Origin of the sequence: Sphingomonas mollis (genome assembly GCF_016427505.1) — a bacterium.
GTDB lineage: Bacteria > Pseudomonadota > Alphaproteobacteria > Sphingomonadales > Sphingomonadaceae > Sphingomonas > Sphingomonas mollis.
Genome location: NZ_JAELXS010000001.1, coordinates 398,295 through 414,428 on the forward strand (window position 1 = coordinate 398,295; position 16,134 = coordinate 414,428).

The 16,134-nt window shown below is 64.7% G+C and carries 11 protein-coding genes; 7 read left to right on the plus strand and 4 right to left on the minus strand.

What is annotated here, in order from left to right:
- Positions 1 to 53 precede the first annotated feature (53 nt).
- Genes JAO74_RS01800 through JAO74_RS01810 form a run of 3 tightly spaced genes read left to right on the plus strand, consistent with a single transcriptional unit; the run spans position 54 to position 1,707 of the window.
- Complete coding sequence (locus tag JAO74_RS01800; RefSeq protein ID WP_199034440.1) at positions 54 to 761, plus strand: CoA transferase subunit A; 708 nt, start codon at positions 54 to 56, stop codon at positions 759 to 761.
- Positions 758 to 1,072 carry a DUF5076 domain-containing protein gene (locus tag JAO74_RS01805; RefSeq protein WP_199034442.1) on the plus strand — a complete coding sequence of 105 codons (315 nt, stop codon included), beginning with the start codon at positions 758 to 760 and terminating at the stop codon, positions 1,070 to 1,072. Before JAO74_RS01800 ends, JAO74_RS01805 begins: the two co-directional genes overlap by 4 nt.
- Positions 1,072 to 1,707: a 3-oxoacid CoA-transferase subunit B gene (locus JAO74_RS01810; RefSeq protein ID WP_199034444.1), complete on the plus strand. Its 636-nt coding sequence runs from the start codon at positions 1,072 to 1,074 to the stop codon at positions 1,705 to 1,707. The genes JAO74_RS01805 and JAO74_RS01810 overlap by 1 nt, the downstream gene beginning before the upstream one ends.
- Positions 1,708 to 1,816: 109 nt before the next feature.
- Here the strand turns inward: JAO74_RS01810 and JAO74_RS01815 are convergent, their stop codons facing one another.
- Entirely contained in the window at positions 1,817 to 3,757 is a 1,941-nt protein-coding gene (locus JAO74_RS01815) for a rhamnogalacturonan lyase (RefSeq protein WP_416194265.1), read from the minus strand.
- Positions 3,758 to 3,993: 236 nt separating this feature from the next.
- Between JAO74_RS01815 and JAO74_RS01820 the strand changes: the two genes are divergently transcribed.
- From JAO74_RS01820 to JAO74_RS01835, 4 genes are all read left to right on the plus strand, one after another.
- Entirely contained in the window at positions 3,994 to 7,203 is a 3,210-nt protein-coding gene (locus JAO74_RS01820) for a TonB-dependent receptor (protein WP_416194277.1), read from the plus strand.
- Positions 7,204 to 7,358: 155 nt separating this feature from the next.
- Positions 7,359 to 7,988, plus strand: coding sequence for a DUF6250 domain-containing protein (locus JAO74_RS01825; protein WP_199034448.1), 630 nt, complete (start codon positions 7,359 to 7,361; stop codon positions 7,986 to 7,988).
- 14 nt (positions 7,989 to 8,002) lie between these two features.
- On the plus strand, positions 8,003 to 10,705 hold the full coding sequence (locus JAO74_RS01830; RefSeq protein WP_199034449.1) for an exo-rhamnogalacturonan lyase family protein: 2,703 nt from the start codon (positions 8,003 to 8,005) through the stop codon (positions 10,703 to 10,705).
- 58 nt (positions 10,706 to 10,763) lie between these two features.
- Complete coding sequence (locus JAO74_RS01835; protein WP_199034451.1) at positions 10,764 to 12,338, plus strand: alpha-N-arabinofuranosidase; 1,575 nt, start codon at positions 10,764 to 10,766, stop codon at positions 12,336 to 12,338.
- A 200-nt stretch (positions 12,339 to 12,538) separates the two neighbouring features.
- Here the strand turns inward: JAO74_RS01835 and JAO74_RS01840 are convergent, their stop codons facing one another.
- The 3 genes from JAO74_RS01840 to bglB form a co-directional block, all read right to left on the minus strand.
- Entirely contained in the window at positions 12,539 to 13,342 is an 804-nt protein-coding gene (locus tag JAO74_RS01840) for an alpha/beta hydrolase (protein WP_199034453.1), read from the minus strand.
- Positions 13,339 to 14,871: an MFS transporter gene (locus tag JAO74_RS01845; RefSeq protein WP_233150551.1), complete on the minus strand. Its 1,533-nt coding sequence runs from the start codon at positions 14,869 to 14,871 to the stop codon at positions 13,339 to 13,341. Before JAO74_RS01845 ends, JAO74_RS01840 begins: the two co-directional genes overlap by 4 nt.
- A 148-nt stretch (positions 14,872 to 15,019) precedes the next feature.
- Positions 15,020 to 16,132, minus strand: coding sequence for a beta-galactosidase BglB (gene bglB / locus JAO74_RS01850; protein WP_199034455.1), 1,113 nt, complete (start codon positions 16,130 to 16,132; stop codon positions 15,020 to 15,022).
- Positions 16,133 to 16,134 lie beyond the last annotated feature (2 nt).

Consider the following 16,134-nt stretch of genomic DNA (forward strand, 5'->3'; position numbering starts at 1 on the left):
ATTGACCGCAGGGCACCGGGCCGCTTAACGCGTCGGCAAACGGAGGGATATCGATGCGAAAGCTTTACCCGGATGCCGCGAGCGCGCTGGAGGGATTGCTCCACGACGGCATGACGATCTGTGCGGGCGGGTTCGGCCTGTGCGGGATTCCCGAGCGCCTGATCGACGCGATCCGCGATGCGGGCACCACCGGCCTGACGATCGCCAGCAACAATGCCGGCATCGATAACGAAGGGCTCGGCAAGCTGCTGCGCACGCGACAGGTGAAGAAGATGATCTCCAGCTATGTCGGCGAGAACAAGGAGTTCGAGCGGCAATATCTGAGCGGCGAGCTGGACGTGGAGTTCTGCCCGCAGGGGACGCTGGCCGAACGTTGCCGCGCGGGCGGCGCCGGTATCCCCGGCTTCTACACCAAGACCGGCGTCGGCACGCAGGTGGCGGAGGGCAAGGAGGTGAAGGTCTTCGACGGTGAGGAGTTCATCCTCGAACGCGGCATCCGTGCCGACCTGTCGATCATCAAGGGGTGGAAGGCGGACGAGAGCGGCAACCTGATCTTCCGCAAGACCGCGCGCAACTTCAACCAGCCGATGGCCACCGCCGGCCGCATCTGCGTGGCGGAAGTGGAGGAGGTGGTGCCGGTCGGCTCGCTCGATCCCGACCACATCCATCTGCCCGGCATCTATGTTAAGCGGATGATCGTCGGCAGCCCTTACGACAAGAAGATCGAGTTCCGTACCGTGCGCGAAAGGGAGCCAGCATGAAGACGGAGCAGCAGGGCGCCATCCGGCTGGAGGACGGCGATGTGCTGACCGAGGAGTCGGCGGAGATCGCACGTATCTGGATCACCGATGGTGCGGGCAGTAGCGTGTGGATCGCCGCGCATGTGCTCGAAGATCCCACCGTCTTCGGTTATCTGATGGCCGACACTATCCGCCATGCGGCCCGCGCCTATGCCGGCACATGGTCGATCGACGAGAGGCAGGCGCTTCAGGCGATCGTCGATGGCGTGGGTGAGCAACTGCGCGACCAGTTTGGCAAGATCGAGACGATACAGGAAGGGAAGCTGAACTGATGGCCTGGACTCGTGACCAGATGGCCGCCCGCGCCGCGCAGGAATTGCAGGACGGCTTCTACGTGAATCTCGGCATCGGCATCCCGACGCTGGTGGCCAACAACATCCCCGCCGGCATGACGGTGACGTTGCAGTCGGAGAACGGGATGCTGGGCATCGGCCCGTTCCCTTATGACGACGAGGTCGATGCCGACCTTATCAACGCCGGCAAGCAGACGATCAGCGAGCTGCCGTCCTCCGCCTATTTCGGCAGCGAGCAGAGCTTCGCGATGATCCGCGGCGGCCATATCGACCTGACCGTGCTGGGCGCGATGGAGGTCAGCGAGGGTGGCGACATCGCCAACTGGATGATCCCCGGCAAGATGATCAAGGGCATGGGCGGGGCGATGGACCTGGTCGCCGGGGTGAAGAAGATCATCGTCGTGATGGAACACACGTCGAAGAACGGCGACCCCAAGTTCATTCCAGCCTGTTCCCTGCCGCTGACGGGGAAGAACGTGGTCGACATGATCGTCACCGATCTGGCGGTGTTCCAGCGGGCGGATCACGATACGCCGTTCCGGCTGGTCGAATGCGCGCAGGGGGTGACGGTGGACGAGGTGAGGGCGAAGACGACGGCGTCGTTTACCGCGTGACCGATCCCCGGCGGAGGCCGGGGTCCAGTTGGAAAGGTGGTAGTGACCGGCCGCAGCGCTCGATAATCAGCGGCTCCCAACTGGACCCCGGCCTCCGCCGGGGAACAATTCATCGCCCGGTTCTGCCCTCCAGCCGCGTCATCATATCGAACGACGTGTGCGGCGGCTGATTATATGCCGTGTTCTGCCACGCGACGCCCGCGCGATAGACCGGGTCGTGCATCAACGTCGCCAGCCGGTACTTCGTCGGATACGGCGTGGCGTAGATCCGCAGTTCTGTGCTGTCGGTATCGCGGACCACCAGTTCCTCGCGCCAGTCGCCCAGGATATCCGCACTCAGCGCCGGATTGTTCTTCGTGCCGTTGTTCGACGCCGCGCCCTCCGGCGACAATAGCGGCCGCTCCGTGCCGGTCAGCCAGTCCCATTTGCCGATCCGCGTCCCGTCGAGCAGTTCGCGCAACGGATCGCCGTCCCACCAGATCGCGAAATTGGCGGCGCGAGGCCGGCCGCCGGGGATCGCCCGACCCTTAACGTCGAACAGATCGCGCGCGTTGGATGCCCAGATTTCGGCGCCCGGATGGCGGGGATCGATATCGGCGGCGATGCCGCGCCCGGTGTCGGTGTCGGCGGGCTTCGTCCACAATCGCTCGCCGGTGCGGGCATCGAGCATCGCCGCGCCGATCCCGCCATTGCCGCGCACATCTTCATGCACGCCGAACTTCTCCAGTCCAGGCCGCGTCGGATCGAGATCGGAGACGTGCATCGCATCGCCGTGCCCCAGTCCGCTCGACCACAGACCGCGCCCGGTATCGTCGATCGCCATCGACCCATAGATCACCTCGTCGCGGCCATCGCCATCGACATCGGCGACCGACAATTGGTGATTGCCCTGACCGCCGAAGGCGGCGTTGCCCGGCGCGGCGGAATCGAACAACCAGCGTTGCGTCAGCTTGCCATCGCGCCAGTCCCATGCCGCCACCGTCGACCGCGCATAATAGCCGCGCCCGAAGATCGCGCTCGGCCGCGCGCCGTCCAGATAGGCGACGCCCGCCAGATACCGATCGGACCGGTTGGCATAGCCATCGCCCCAGGTCGCGGTCAGCTGCGCGGTCGTCGGCGTTGTCGTGGTCGCATCGCGTGGCGGCGCATAGGGCGCGGTGGCGAGCATCCCGCCGGTGCGACCGTCGAAGACCGAGATGAACTCCGGCCCCTTCAGGATACGCCCGACCAGCGGCGCAACGCGGCGGCCGTCGGCCAGCGTCTTCGAGCCTGTGCGGTCGCGTTGATCGACCTCGCCATCCGCTGCCGTGCCGCGCCAGTCTGCCTTCGCATCGCCAATTGTCCGACTGGTGCCGTCGATCGTGCCGTCGGCGGTCTTCATCATCACCTCCGCCTGGCCATCGCCGTCGAAGTCCTGCACCATGAACTGCGTATAGTGCGCGCCGGATCGGATATTGCGACCCAGATCGATCCGCCAGAGCCGCTTGCCATCCAGCGTATAGGCATCGAGCAGCGTCTCGCCGGTATAGCCGGCAAAGGCATTGTCCTTGGCGATCGTCGGATACCATTTCACGATCAGCTCGTAGCGGCCGTCGCCATCCAGATCGCCGACGCTGACGTCGTTGGCGGTATAGCCATATCGCTCGCCATCGGGCGTCGTGCGGTCGGCCGGCTTGTCGAGCGGGATGCGCAGGAAACCGGCGGCCCAAGGGGTTACGGCGGCGGCGCGTTCCCGCGTGCCCGGTACGGTGATGGTGTAGCGCGACGTGGCGGTGCCGCTGCGATCATGAAAGCTGGTGGCCTCGCCGCCGCCAATCGCAGCCAGCCGCCGGCCATCGCGCCAGATTTCGAAGCGGGTGCCGGCGGGATCGGTGCCGAGCGATCGCCACTGGACATGGTTGCCGCCATCCGTCGCCGGCACCGCGATCAGGCCACGATCCAGCCGCTCCATCTGGCGCCCGCCGACCGATGCGGTCGGGCTCGCGGCATAAGCCACAGCCCCCGTCGCGACCGCCATGGGAAGCCACGCCGCCCACCAAATCCTTCGCATGACATCCTCCTCATATTTTCTTTGTCCTAACATATGGATTAATTTTCGACATGTTGAAAATAGATTTGCATCCTGCCCGATCTCGGATATGTCGGATTTAAGGCATGGGAAAAGTGCCGGCGGTACCCTGACCGGTGCCGCGGGGAGTGATGACAGGGGAGGTTTGCTTGATGACGTTTCGGACCCGTATGGTCGCCATCCAGGGCGCGACCTCGATCATCGCATTGGCGAGCGGCATGGCCCTGATCGCGCCCGCGCAGGCGCAAACGGCCACGACGACCGCCCCTGCGACCGATACGACCGGCAGCCAGGCCGTCGAAGCCGCGCCGGAGACGGTGTCTACGACGCAGGACCCGGCGACGCCGGACACGCCGGAAAACACCAACCCCGAAGACATCATCGTCACCGGTACCCGCGCGTCCCTGCAGTCCGCGATCGCCCGCAAGAAGAACGCCGGCACGGTGGTCGATTCGATCGTCGCCGACGACATCGCCAGCTTCCCGGACAAGAACGTCGGTGAAGCGTTGGGTCGCATCACCGGCGTGCAGTTGAGCCGCGCCTTTGGTGAGGGCAACCAAATCTCGATCCGTGGCGTCGAACCCGATCTGAACCGTGTCGAGATCAATGGTGTCAGCCAGCAGTCGGCGCTCGGTGGTCGCGGCGGTGACTTCCGTGAACTGGCGGTCGAACTGGTCAAGTCGATCGATGTGTACAAGGGCTATACGGTCGATCTGACCGAAGGCGGCATTGGCGGCACGGTCAGCGTCGAGACGCGGCGTCCGCTGGAATTGAAGAACCCGATCTTCAGTGTCCGGGCGGAGGCGCAGCACCTTGATCTGACCGAGTCTTGGAAACCACGGTTCAATCTGACGGCAGGCCGTGGCGATTATCTAGACAACCGGCTCGGCTTCATCGTCAACGTTACCTATTCCGATGTCGATACGCGCGAAGATTACGCAGCGAACACGAATTGGGGGCGCATTGCCGATTTCGATCGCTCGACCACCAAGACGATCGCTAATCCGACCTATGCCAATTACGCGACCTATGAGAGTTGCTCCGGCGCGACCGGCAATACGCAGGCGGTCGCGACCGCCAATCGTCTTGCCTGCGAAACCCAGTTTTTCGACTGGGCTCCAACGATCGCCCGTTACCGGACGCTGGACCGCAACGACAAGCGCACGACCGCCGATTTCCAATTGCAGTTCAAGGTCGCCGACAACTTCAACGTCTGGGGGCAAGCGCAGGTCAATCAGCGTATCCAGCAATTACGCGATGCCAATTATGCGGTGAACGCCGGTTCAGTCGATCGCTTCAACTTCGATGGTCCGATCACTCCGGTCGGTCGTGCGCTCGGCACGAACCTGTTCGAGGGCGCCAGCCGGCAGCGCATTACCCCGGGCACATTCAGTATCGACCAAGAGACGCACACCGTCACCAGCTGGATCACGCAGGCTAACGGCATCAATACCGGCACGGCGGCGGCGCCGACCTATCTTGGCGCAAACAGCATCGTTTCGGTGCAACGTCGCGATTTCGACTATAACCAGCTGACGCAATATTATCAGACCGGTTTCAACTGGGAACTGGACCGGATGAAGATGATCGGCCTTGCTTCCTATTCCAAGGCAAAGCTCATCAACAATACCAACCTGGTGGCGATCAGCACCGGTGTGGGCAGCATCCAGGTCGATCGCCGCAACGAGGCGGGGGTGCCCGTGCTGACCTTCCCGGAAAGCTTTGATCCGGCAAATCCAGCTGACTACGCCAATTTCAACCGTACAGGTGCCAATGGGCAGCGGTTGTTGCAGGCGGGGCCAAGCGTTCAGTATCGTCCCGAAGATGCTGGCACGAGTGAGAAGCAGTTGAAGCTGGATGTCGATTACGACACCAGCGGCCTGTTACCGGTGCTGAGCAGCGTGGAATTTGGTGGCCAGTATCGTGAATCCGGATTTTTTCGCTATCTCGGCGGCGGTAACCGGTTGTTGCGGCCACAGGTAACGGCGGTTCCAGCCGCCGGCATCGTCGGCGTGCCAGCCCTGTTTCAGACAAGCGCCAACGTTTCGCTGAACACGATCATCACCGATACTCCGCCCGCCGTTCGTGCGGCCAATACCGTTTATCTGACGCAATCGCAGTATCAGCAGTTTGTGGCGCAGAATGCAGGTGTTACTGGCGGTGCGCCGCTGTTCTCGGGCCTTTCCGTTGCCCCGGACGGTGCGCCAACGCGACTCGCGATTCCCCTGTTCGATTACGGCAACCTGTCGCGCTATTATGACCTTTCCGGTTTCGATCAGGACAATGTCCGTTTCGCCGACGGCCTGCCGCAGATACCGAGTTATGTCATCAACGAGGACATCGTCGCCGGGTATCTGAAATTCAATTTCGAACAGGAATTGTTCGGCATGCGCCTGACGGGCAATGCCGGTCTGCGCTACACCTACACGCGTGATCGCGGCACCAGCGTCAATACGCGTAACGAGCGGCGCATCGTCGCCGGCACCGGTATCACATTGCCCAATGGTACGATCGTGCCGGCCGTCACCGAGACGGTGGCGACGTCAGTGCAGGAAATCACACTTCAGAACGACTATCACGACTGGTTGCCTGCCGTGAATTTCAATCTGGAAGTGCAACAAAACCTGTTCGTTCGCGGAACCTATGCGAAAAACCTCGCTCGTCCCAGACCAACAGATCTGTCGCCTTCGATCGCCTGCACGTTCGATACGTTGGATACCGTGGGCATCAACGACATCTGCACGGCGGGCAATCCCGATCTGCTGCCTTATCGTGCTTCTCAGTATGATTTGAACGTCGCGTGGTATCCCAACGTCGATACGCTCATCAGCCTTGGCTACTATTACAAGAATATCGAGAGCTTCGTGCTCGCCAACCAGACGCGAGCGGACGTCAATCTGTTCGGCGATGGCACCCTTTATACAGTGCGTCAGCCAGTCAACGGCTTCGGTGCAAAGCTCGACGGGTTCGAGGCGAGCGCGCAGACCGTGTTCACGTTCCTGCCACAGCCGTTTGACGGTTTTGGCCTCAGCGGTAACTTTACCTATGCCCGCGTACTCAACAACGCGCTGACCAATCAGGCCACGGGCGAGCCGCTGAACGCATATCCGGGTTTGTCGAAGTTCACCTACAACGCCAGCGTATTCTACGACAAGGATTGGCTGAACGTGAAGTTCAACTACAACCGTCGTAGCTCATGGCTTGTCGAGGCAAGCAACGCTGCGAACGGCAACAATCCGATCTTCCGTCGTGGTGAAACCTATATCGATGGCAAGGTGCTGTTCCGCATCACCCCGCGCTACAACGTCTGGGTCGAAGCGCAAAACCTCGGCAAAGAGTTCACGAAGACCTATATCGATGCCGCGCGGCCGATCGAGTACTCCTATCCCGGTCAGCGCATCTTCGTAGGCGCACAGTTGAAGCTGTGACGAACCGGGGCGAGCAGGTGCCGACCATGTCCGCTGCCGCCCGCCCGGCGCCTGAAAGTTCCCCCTCCGATCGTCCGTTTCATGGCGGTCGGATAGGCCCGGCGCGATCCGTTCGCGTCGGGCCTCTTTTTTGGGGAGTGGCGGTTTGCTCCACGATGATGGCGGCCGCATTGCCGGCCCGCGACCTGCCGATCCGCGCCGATGCGTGGCGGATCGAGGCGGAAAATCCGGCCGCTCGCGTTCGCATGGCGGCGGGGACGATCGACGTCGATACTGCCGGCGGGCTGACGCTCTGGTATGCGAAGCGCCTGTCGGGGCCGGTGGCGATCGAGTTCGAGGCGATGGCGGTTGCCGCTGGCGGCGCAAACGATACGGTCAGCGATCTGAACGCCTTCTGGATGGCGACCGATCCGGGCGCGACCGATGGCTCGCCGCTTGCCGCGCCGCGATCGGGCAGGTTCGAGGAATACGACACGCTTCTCACCTATTATGTCGGCATCGGCGGCAACCGGAACACGACGACGCGGATGCGGCGCTATGTCGGGCGGCCCGGCGACCGGCCGTTGTTGCCGCAGCATGACCGCGCCGACCGGCCGGCAATGCTGGTCGCCAATCGCTGGACGCGCATCCGGCTGGTCGCGGACGGGCGGCGGATTGCGGTCAGTCGCGATGGCGCGCCGCTGTTCGCGATGGACGATCCGCATCCCTACACGCGCGGCTGGTTCGGTTTCCGCACCACCGCCAGCCACTGGCGCCTGCGCCATGTGCGCGTCACGCATCCCTGAAGGATTTGAGAGCCATGACCATCAACCGACGTGATGCGGTGAAGACCGCGCTGTTGGGCGGCGTTGCCGTCGCCGCACCCGGCACGGGAGCCGCGATCGCGCGCCCGGCTGCCGTTCGCCCGGTGCCGCTGGGCTGGATCGACGGCGCCGCGCCGCCATCGCATCTGGGGCAGACGGTCGGCGTCGCGTGGCCGCGCGGTGCCTTGCGGAAAGGCGCGGCGCTGTCGGTGAGTGCGGGTGGCGGGGCGGTGCCGTCGCAGCACTGGACCACCGCCACCTGGCCCGACGGATCGATTAAATGGACCGCCCATGCGGTGCCGCCCGGCACGGCGATGGAGGGGTTGGCGGTCGCGCCCGGTCGCCCCGCCATGCCGTCGCAACCGGTGCGCGTGACCGAGCGTAGCGACACCATCACCGTCCGCACCGGCGCGCTGACGTGGGAGATCGCCCGGAGCGGCGACGTGTTGATCCGTGGCGCGCGACAGGGCGACCGGCCGGTGCTCGGCCCCGTCACGCTGGTCGGCGCGATGCGCCCCTCGCTCGATGGCGCACCCGCCGCCTTTACCGGTCGCATCGACAACGCCGTCGTGGAAAGCACCGGCCCGATCCGCGCGGTGATCCGGCTGAGCGGGATGCATCAGGGTGCCGGCAAGAGTTGGCTGCCGTTCACCGTGCGCCTCTATGCCTATGCCGGCACCAGCCATCTGCGCATCGTCCACAGTTTCATCTATGACGGCGATCCCGCGAAGGATTTCCTGTCGGCGATCGGCGTGCAGGCGAGCGTGCCGATGCGTGGTGCGCTGCACGATCGCCACCTGCGCCTCGCCACCGATGGCGCGATGTTCGTGGAGGGTGTGCGGCCGCTGACCGGCCTGCGTCGAGATCCCGGCGAGGCGTTCCGCGCGGCGCAGATCGCCGGCCGTGCCACGCCCGCACTGGCGTCGATGGCGCCGGCGGTGCGCGACAAGCTGGAGCGTATCCCCGCCTGGGGCGACGTGTCGCTGGAACAGCCGACCGCGCACGGCTTCACTATCGTGAAGCGGACGGAGGAGGGCCATGCCTGGGTCGATTCCGCGCAAGGGTCGCGCGCGCCGGGGCTCGCCTATGTCGGTGGCCCGGAGGGCGGCGTCGCCATCGCGCAACGCTATTTCTGGCAACGCCATCCCAGCGCGCTGCACATCCGCGATGCCGCGACCGACAAGGCGAAATTGACGGCGTGGATGTGGTCGCCCGAGGCGCCGCCGATGGACCTGCGCCCGTATCGCGGCGTCATGGGGATGGAGGAATTCGCCGCCCAGAACGAGGGGCTGGACGTCACCTATGAGGATTACGAACCCGGCTGGGATTCGGCGACCGGCATCGCCCGCACCAGCGAACTGACGCTGTGGGCGCTGCCCGCCACCCCCGATACCGGCACGCTGCAGGCGATGGCCGCCGCCAGTGCCGTGCCGCCGCAGTTGATGGCCGATCCCGCCAGCCTGCACACGGCGGAGGTGCTGGGCATCTGGAACCTGCCCGATCGCTCCACCCCCAATCGCGCGGCGATCGAGGATCAGCTCGATCACCTCGTCGATTTCTATGCGGGCGAGGTCGATCGGCGGAACTGGTACGGGTTCTGGAACCATGGCGATGTGATGCACAGCTATGATTCCGACCGGCATCAGTGGAAATACGACATCGGCGGTTTCGCCTGGGCGAACAGTGAACTCTCGCCCGACCTGTGGCTCTGGTACGCGGCGCTGCGCAGCGGCAAGGCGCAGGCGTTCCGGTTGGCGGAGGCGATGACGCGCCATACCGGTGAGGTGGATACGTATCATCTCGGCCGCTTCAAGGGGATGGGCACGCGCCACGGCGTGCAGCATTTCTCCGACAGTTCGAAACAGCCGCGGGTGTCCAACGTCGCCTATCGCCGGCTATTCTATTACCTGACCGCCGACGAGCGGGTCGGCGACCTGATGCGCGACCTGCTGACATCGGACGAGACGCTGACCCGTGTCGAGATCGGTCGCAAGGTACCAAGCGGCCCGCCCGCCCCGACGCCAGCCGGCACGATCGACATGGGCTTCGGCCCCAGCTGGACCGCGATGGCCGGCGCGTGGCTGACGGAATGGGAGCGAACCGGCGACACGAAGTGGCGCGACCGGGTGGCGAACGGCATGGACAGTATCGGCCGCATGGAGCGCGGCTGGCTGACCGGCAGCGCGCCGTTCGAATTGAAGAGCGGGCGTTACCTGGATCCCGGCAGGAAGATCCGGCTGTCGCATCTGAGCGCGGTGTTCGGCGCGGTGGAGGTGAATGCGGAACTGATCCAGCTGATCGACGTGCCGCGTTACCGCGCCGCGTGGCTGGAATATTGCCGCTGGTACAATGCGCCGCGCGACCAGTTCGTGGCGAAGTTCGGCCCGCCCGCCGGCCCCCGCAACCTGCGCGAGGGACATTCGCGCCTGACCGCCTATGCCGCGCAGATGGAGCATGACCCGGCGCTGGCGACCCGCGCCGCGAGCGAGTTTTTCTCGGGCGAGGCGGGGCTGGGCACTTGGACCAACGATCCGCGCCGTACAGTGGCGGGGGTCATGGAATGGCCGGGGGTGTCGACCAACGCCGCCTCGCAATGGGGGCTGGCCGCGATCCAGTTGCTGGCGCTGGTGCCCGACGCGATCGATCGCGGGACGATTCCGGCCTGGTCGGAGAAGGGAAAATCGCAACAGGTATCCTGAGCTTTACGTACCGCTCCCGATCGATTACTCAGACAATATAACAAGGGAGCAGGATCGGATGAGAGCAGGATTGTTCGCGCTGGTAATGGCGTCGGCGGCGATGGTGATGACGCCGATGGCGGCGATGGCGCAGGAGGCCGCGCCGTCGGCCACCACCGTGACCGCGACGGCCACGTTGAAGGCCGATGCGCCGGGGCCGGTGATCGACCGCCGCATCTTCAGCCAGTTCGCTGAGCATCTGGGCTACGGCATCTATGGCGGCCTGTGGGTCGGGCCGGGATCGAAGATCCCCAACACCCGCGGGTATCGCAACGATGTCGTCGCGGCGCTGCGTGCGCTGAAGGTGCCGGTCGTGCGTTGGCCGGGCGGCTGCTTCGCCGACGAATATCACTGGCGGGAAGGTATCGGTGCCCGCAACAAGCGCCCGGTGAAGATCAACACGCATTGGGGCGGTGTCACCGAATCGAATGCGTTCGGCACGCATGAATTCATGGATTTCGCCGAACTGATCGGTGCCGAGGCGTATGTATCCGGCAATGTCGGCAACGGCACCCCGGCCGAGATGGCCGAATGGGTCGAATACATGACTTCGCCTGCCGGTACGCTGGCGGACGAGCGCGCGAAGAACGGCCGCAAGCAACCATGGAAGCTGCCGATGTTCGGCATCGGCAACGAGCTGTGGGGATGCGGCGGCAATATGAAGCCGGACTATGCCGCCGATCTGACCCGCCGTTATGGCACCTTCATAAAGGTGCCGGAGGGTACGAAGACGCTGCGCATCGCCAGCGGTGCGAACTCCGACGATTACAACTGGACCGAAGTGATGATGCGCGAGGCGGGCGACCGCATCGACGGCATCGGCGTGCATTATTACACGGTGCCGGGTGACTGGGGGCGCAAGGGGTCGGCGACGCAGTTCACCGAGGAGGATTACGCCCGCACCATCTCGAAGACGCTGAAGATGGACGAACTGATTACGAAGCACGGCGCGATCATGGACAAATATGATCCCAAGAAGCGCGTGAACATGGCGGTCGACGAATGGGGGACGTGGTACGACGTCGAGCCGAACACGAATCCCGGCTTCCTGTATCAGCAGAACACGATGCGCGATGCGATCGTCGCGGCGCTGAACATCAACATCTTCGCGCGTCATGCCGATCGCGTGCGGATGACCAACATCGCCCAGATGGTGAACGTGCTGCAGGCGATGATCCTGACGCGCGAGGGGCAGATGGTGCTGACCCCGACCTATCACGTGTTCGAGATGTACAAGGGATTCCAGGACGCGACCTATCTGCCGCTGGAACTGAAATCGCCGTGGTACAACAAGGAACAGTGGACGGTGCCATCGGTCAGCGCCGCCGCCGCTCGCGGTACGGACGGCGTGGTCCGCGTAGCCCTGACCAACGTCGACCCCAACCGGGCGGCATCGGTGTCGGTGGCGATCACAGGCGTCGCGGCGACCGGCGTGACGGGGCGCATCCTGACGGCGGCCACGATCGGGGCGCATAACGACTTCGGGTCGGGCGATGCGGTGAAGCCAGCGGCGTTCACCGGCGCGCAGATTGCCGGCGGCACGCTGACGGTGACGTTGCCGGCGAAGTCGGTGGTGATGCTGGACCTGCGCTGATCGCCTGAAAAGCCCCTCCCGCTTGCGGGAGGGGTTGGGGGTGGGGATGTCTCAACCGAGAGGGCGTCCTTCTCCCCAACCCCTCCTCTGAAGAGGAGGGGCTTTTTTCACACCCCATCGTCGTTGCGAGCGCAGCGAAGCAATCCAGAGGCCGCGCGCGTGACGCTCTGGATTGCTTCGCTACGCTCGCAACGACGGACTCAGGCCTTCGGCACGAAATCCACCTGCCGCAGCCACGCCGCGCAGAGTTCGGGCCACAGCCGCACCGGCCCCGTCTTGGTATCCAGCGCAAAGCCGTGCGGGGCATCGGCGAACACATGCAGTTCCGGCGCACCGCCCTTCGCGACTAGCGCGTCCTTCAGCCGGTACGCGTTCGCCACCGGCACGACCGGATCGTTGCCGGCATAGACGATGAACACCGGCGGCGGTGCGTCCGCCAGTTGCGCGTCGGGTTGCAGCCGGTCGTACAGCGCCTGCTTCTCCACCGGCGGCAGCGGCGGCTTGTCCGCGATGACGGTGCGGCCCGCCGCGTTGGTCGAGATCGGGGCGTAGCCGATCACCGCCACGTCCGGCCGCGCCACTTCCGCTCCCGCCGCGAGCAGGCATGCGGCCAGATGCCCGCCCGACGACAGGCCGACGACACCGACTTGCCCATGACCGTGCGCCCGGATCATTGCCATCGCGCGGATCGCATCGGCGCGCGGTGCCATCGGTCCGGTGTCGGCGGTCGGGAAGCGATGTACCAGCACATAGGCGTGGATGCCCAGCCCGTTCAGCCAGCGCGCCACCGCGACGCCCTCGCGCTCCACCATCAATTGTGTATAGCCGCCGCCGCCCAGCACCAGCATCGCCGCGCCGGTCGGGTTGGCGGGGGCGAAACCGAACAGCCACGGCCGCGCCACCCCGCCGACGACCCCGGCATCGGTGATCGTGAACGCGCCCTCGACCGGCTGTTCGTCCCACAGGGGCAGGGCGCTGTCCGCCCCGAACATCGTCGCGCTCATGCCACCGGGTTCCGGCCCCAGAGCTGGTCGTATCGCCAGCCCGACAGATCCTCGACCACGCGCGCGTTACGTTCGTCGGTGGGCGTGTCGTGGCCGGCGCGCAGATGCTCGATCTCGTCCAGCAGGATCGCGTGGGTCTTCGGATCGAGCCGGAAGCGCGTCGATACGATCACACCGAAGATCAGCATCGCGACCGTGCCCAGCCCCAGCACGCCGACGATCGCCGCGATCGCCTGCGGACTCTGGACGGTCGCCTTCGATACGAAGCCCGACGCCTGCATCACCTGACCCACCAGAATGACCGCTGCGGCTTGGCTCATCTTGCGAACGAACGTCATCACGCCGGCAAAGGCGCCCTCGCGGCGGCGGCCCGTGACGATCTCGTCCACGTCCGCCATGTAATTGTACGTCGCCCACGGGATGTAGTTCAGCGCGCCGCGGCCGAGCCCGGCGAACACCACCGGCAGCCAGAACAGCGACGACGTCGCAGTATAGCCCGCGCCGTACATGCCGAGGAAGATGAACACCCCGATCGCGAAACTCAGCGCCGCGAACCGGTACGCCATCGCCGGCGACAGCCGCAGCGCGAAGTTGATCGCCAGCACCACCGCCACGAGCTGCACGATATACGTCACGCCGACCAGCTGCCCGACGATCGCCGTCGATCCGGCCAGCGCAAAGATCACGAAATAGGTGAAGGCCGCGTTGTAGATATCCTGACTGATGTACCCGCCCAGATACATGCCCAGATGCAGGCGAAAGGCGCGGATGCGCAGCGTCGAGAACAGGTTGCGGTACAGCGCCCGGAACGACGCGCCCAGCGTCGGCCGCTCGCGCGCATCCTCCTCCGCCTCAAGCTCGGGCGGGCGTTCCCGCTCCCAACTGAATGCATAGAGCAGCCCCGCCGCGCCCATGAACAGGATCGAGAAGATGATGCCCATGTACAGATAGGTATCGGGCGAATCCGGTCCCAGATACGCGATCAGCCAGGCCGGCAGGAACGCGGCGGCGATCGCGGAGCACTGGCCGCACAGGATGCGCGCGCCGGCGAACTTCGCCTTGGTCCGGTAATCGGTCGCCATTTCGGATGCGAGCGTCTCGTACGGGATGATCTCCATCGCATAGACCATCTCGAACAGCACGTAGGTGACGAGGTAATACCAGAAGCTCTGCCCCGACACCCACATGATCGCGAACGCCGGCAGCAGCGGAATGGCGGCCAGGATGAAGAACCGCCGCCGCCCGAACCTTTTCCCCAGCCGCGTCCGTCCGATGTTATCGGACAGATGCCCGATCATCGGACTGGTGAACGCATCCAGCACCCGCGCCACGCCGAAGATGATCGTCGCCTGCGCCGCCGACAGCCCGCAGAAGCTGGTATAGAAGATCAGTATCCACGTGCTGATGACCGCCATCGACCCGGCGCCGAGGACATCGTTCGAGCCATAGGCGAGCAAATTGTACCAGCGCACCGGCCGCGTGGGGGCCACGGGCATCGCGGGAACGACAGCGGCGGGCGTGCTGGCCATGGGCTTCCTCAACGTAAGAACAATCCGTTCCCCGGCGCCGGCCGGGGTCCAGTTGCGATGTGGGTCGTTGGCGGGCGTTGCGCGTCTTCGCGTCGCTTCGGCCCAACTGGACCCCGGCCTTCGCCGGGGAACAGCCATCGGTCAGTCGTCAGATATACGAGCGCAGGAACTCGCCCAGCGCAACGATCGCGAGGCTCTGGCCGTACGGCATGCTGGTCAGCGCGATGTCCTTGTAGAACTGCATCGTGTCGCCCATCGCGGTGCCGAAGCTGACCTGCTTCAACTCGCCCTTGTCGTCGATATTGGCCAGCACCGCCTGCACCGCCTTGATTCCGACGCTCTCATAATGGCGCGGCAGATATCCCTTCCGCACCGCCTTCAGGATGCCGTACGCGAAGCCGGCGGTGGCCGATGCTTCCAGATAGCTGGTCGGATCGACGATCAGCGTGTGCCACAGGCCGCTCTCGTCCTGATGCTGCGCCAGCGTCTTCACCTGTGCGGCCAGCGTATCGATCAGGAAGGTGCGGAACGCATCGCCCTTGGGCAGATCGAGCATCTCGATGATCTCGGGGATCGCGATCGTGACCCAGCAATTGCCCCGCGCCCACAGGGCGCCGGCAAAATTATGCCGTTCGTTGAAGTCCCAGCCGTGAAACCACAGGCCGGTCTTCGTATCGAACAGATATTTTATGTGGATCAGGAACTGCCGCTTGGCCTCCTCCACATAATGCGGACGGTTCAGCAGCAGGCCGATCTTGGCCAGCGGCAGCACCGACATCATCAGCGTGTCGTCCCACAGCTCACCCGGATTCTCGTCGTTGAAGACGATGTGCTGGAACCCGCCCTCCTCGGTCTTGGGCAGGCCGTCATCGGCCATCAGCCATTCGGCCCAGGTGTCGAGATAGGGGATATAGCTCTGATCCCCGGTCTGCTCGTACAGATAGGCGAGCGTCAGGAACGGCGACATGGTGTTGATGTTCTTGGTCGGCGTGCCCGCGGCGAAGCGGTCCTCGAACCACTTGACCATCACATCATAGGCATGGGCATCGCCGGTCTGCTCGTAATAGCGCCACAGCCCGAACAGGCCGATGCCGTGCGTCCATTCCCAGTCGTTCCACCCCTTGGTGTCGATGACGCGGCCGTCCTCCAGCCGCAGCAGGAACTCGCCCGTCTCGTCCTTGATGTTGACGAGGTTGTCGATCAACAACGTGATCGCGTCGGTCACCTGCTTGCGCGGAACCTGATGGGTTAGGGCGGCCACGA

Coding starts and splice junctions, on each gene's coding strand:
- JAO74_RS01800 (WP_199034440.1), top strand. CDS start 54: ATGCGAAAGCTTTACCCGGATGCCGCGAGCGCGCTGGAGGGATTGCTC.
- JAO74_RS01805 (WP_199034442.1), top strand. CDS start 758: ATGAAGACGGAGCAGCAGGGCGCCATCCGGCTGGAGGACGGCGATGTG.
- JAO74_RS01810 (WP_199034444.1), top strand. CDS start 1,072: ATGGCCTGGACTCGTGACCAGATGGCCGCCCGCGCCGCGCAGGAATTG.
- JAO74_RS01815 (WP_416194265.1), bottom strand. CDS start 3,757: ATGCGAAGGATTTGGTGGGCGGCGTGGCTTCCCATGGCGGTCGCGACG.
- JAO74_RS01820 (WP_416194277.1), top strand. CDS start 3,994: ATGGCCCTGATCGCGCCCGCGCAGGCGCAAACGGCCACGACGACCGCC.
- JAO74_RS01825 (WP_199034448.1), top strand. CDS start 7,359: ATGATGGCGGCCGCATTGCCGGCCCGCGACCTGCCGATCCGCGCCGAT.
- JAO74_RS01830 (WP_199034449.1), top strand. CDS start 8,003: ATGACCATCAACCGACGTGATGCGGTGAAGACCGCGCTGTTGGGCGGC.
- JAO74_RS01835 (WP_199034451.1), top strand. CDS start 10,764: ATGAGAGCAGGATTGTTCGCGCTGGTAATGGCGTCGGCGGCGATGGTG.
- JAO74_RS01840 (WP_199034453.1), bottom strand. CDS start 13,342: ATGAGCGCGACGATGTTCGGGGCGGACAGCGCCCTGCCCCTGTGGGAC.
- JAO74_RS01845 (WP_233150551.1), bottom strand. CDS start 14,871: ATGGCCAGCACGCCCGCCGCTGTCGTTCCCGCGATGCCCGTGGCCCCC.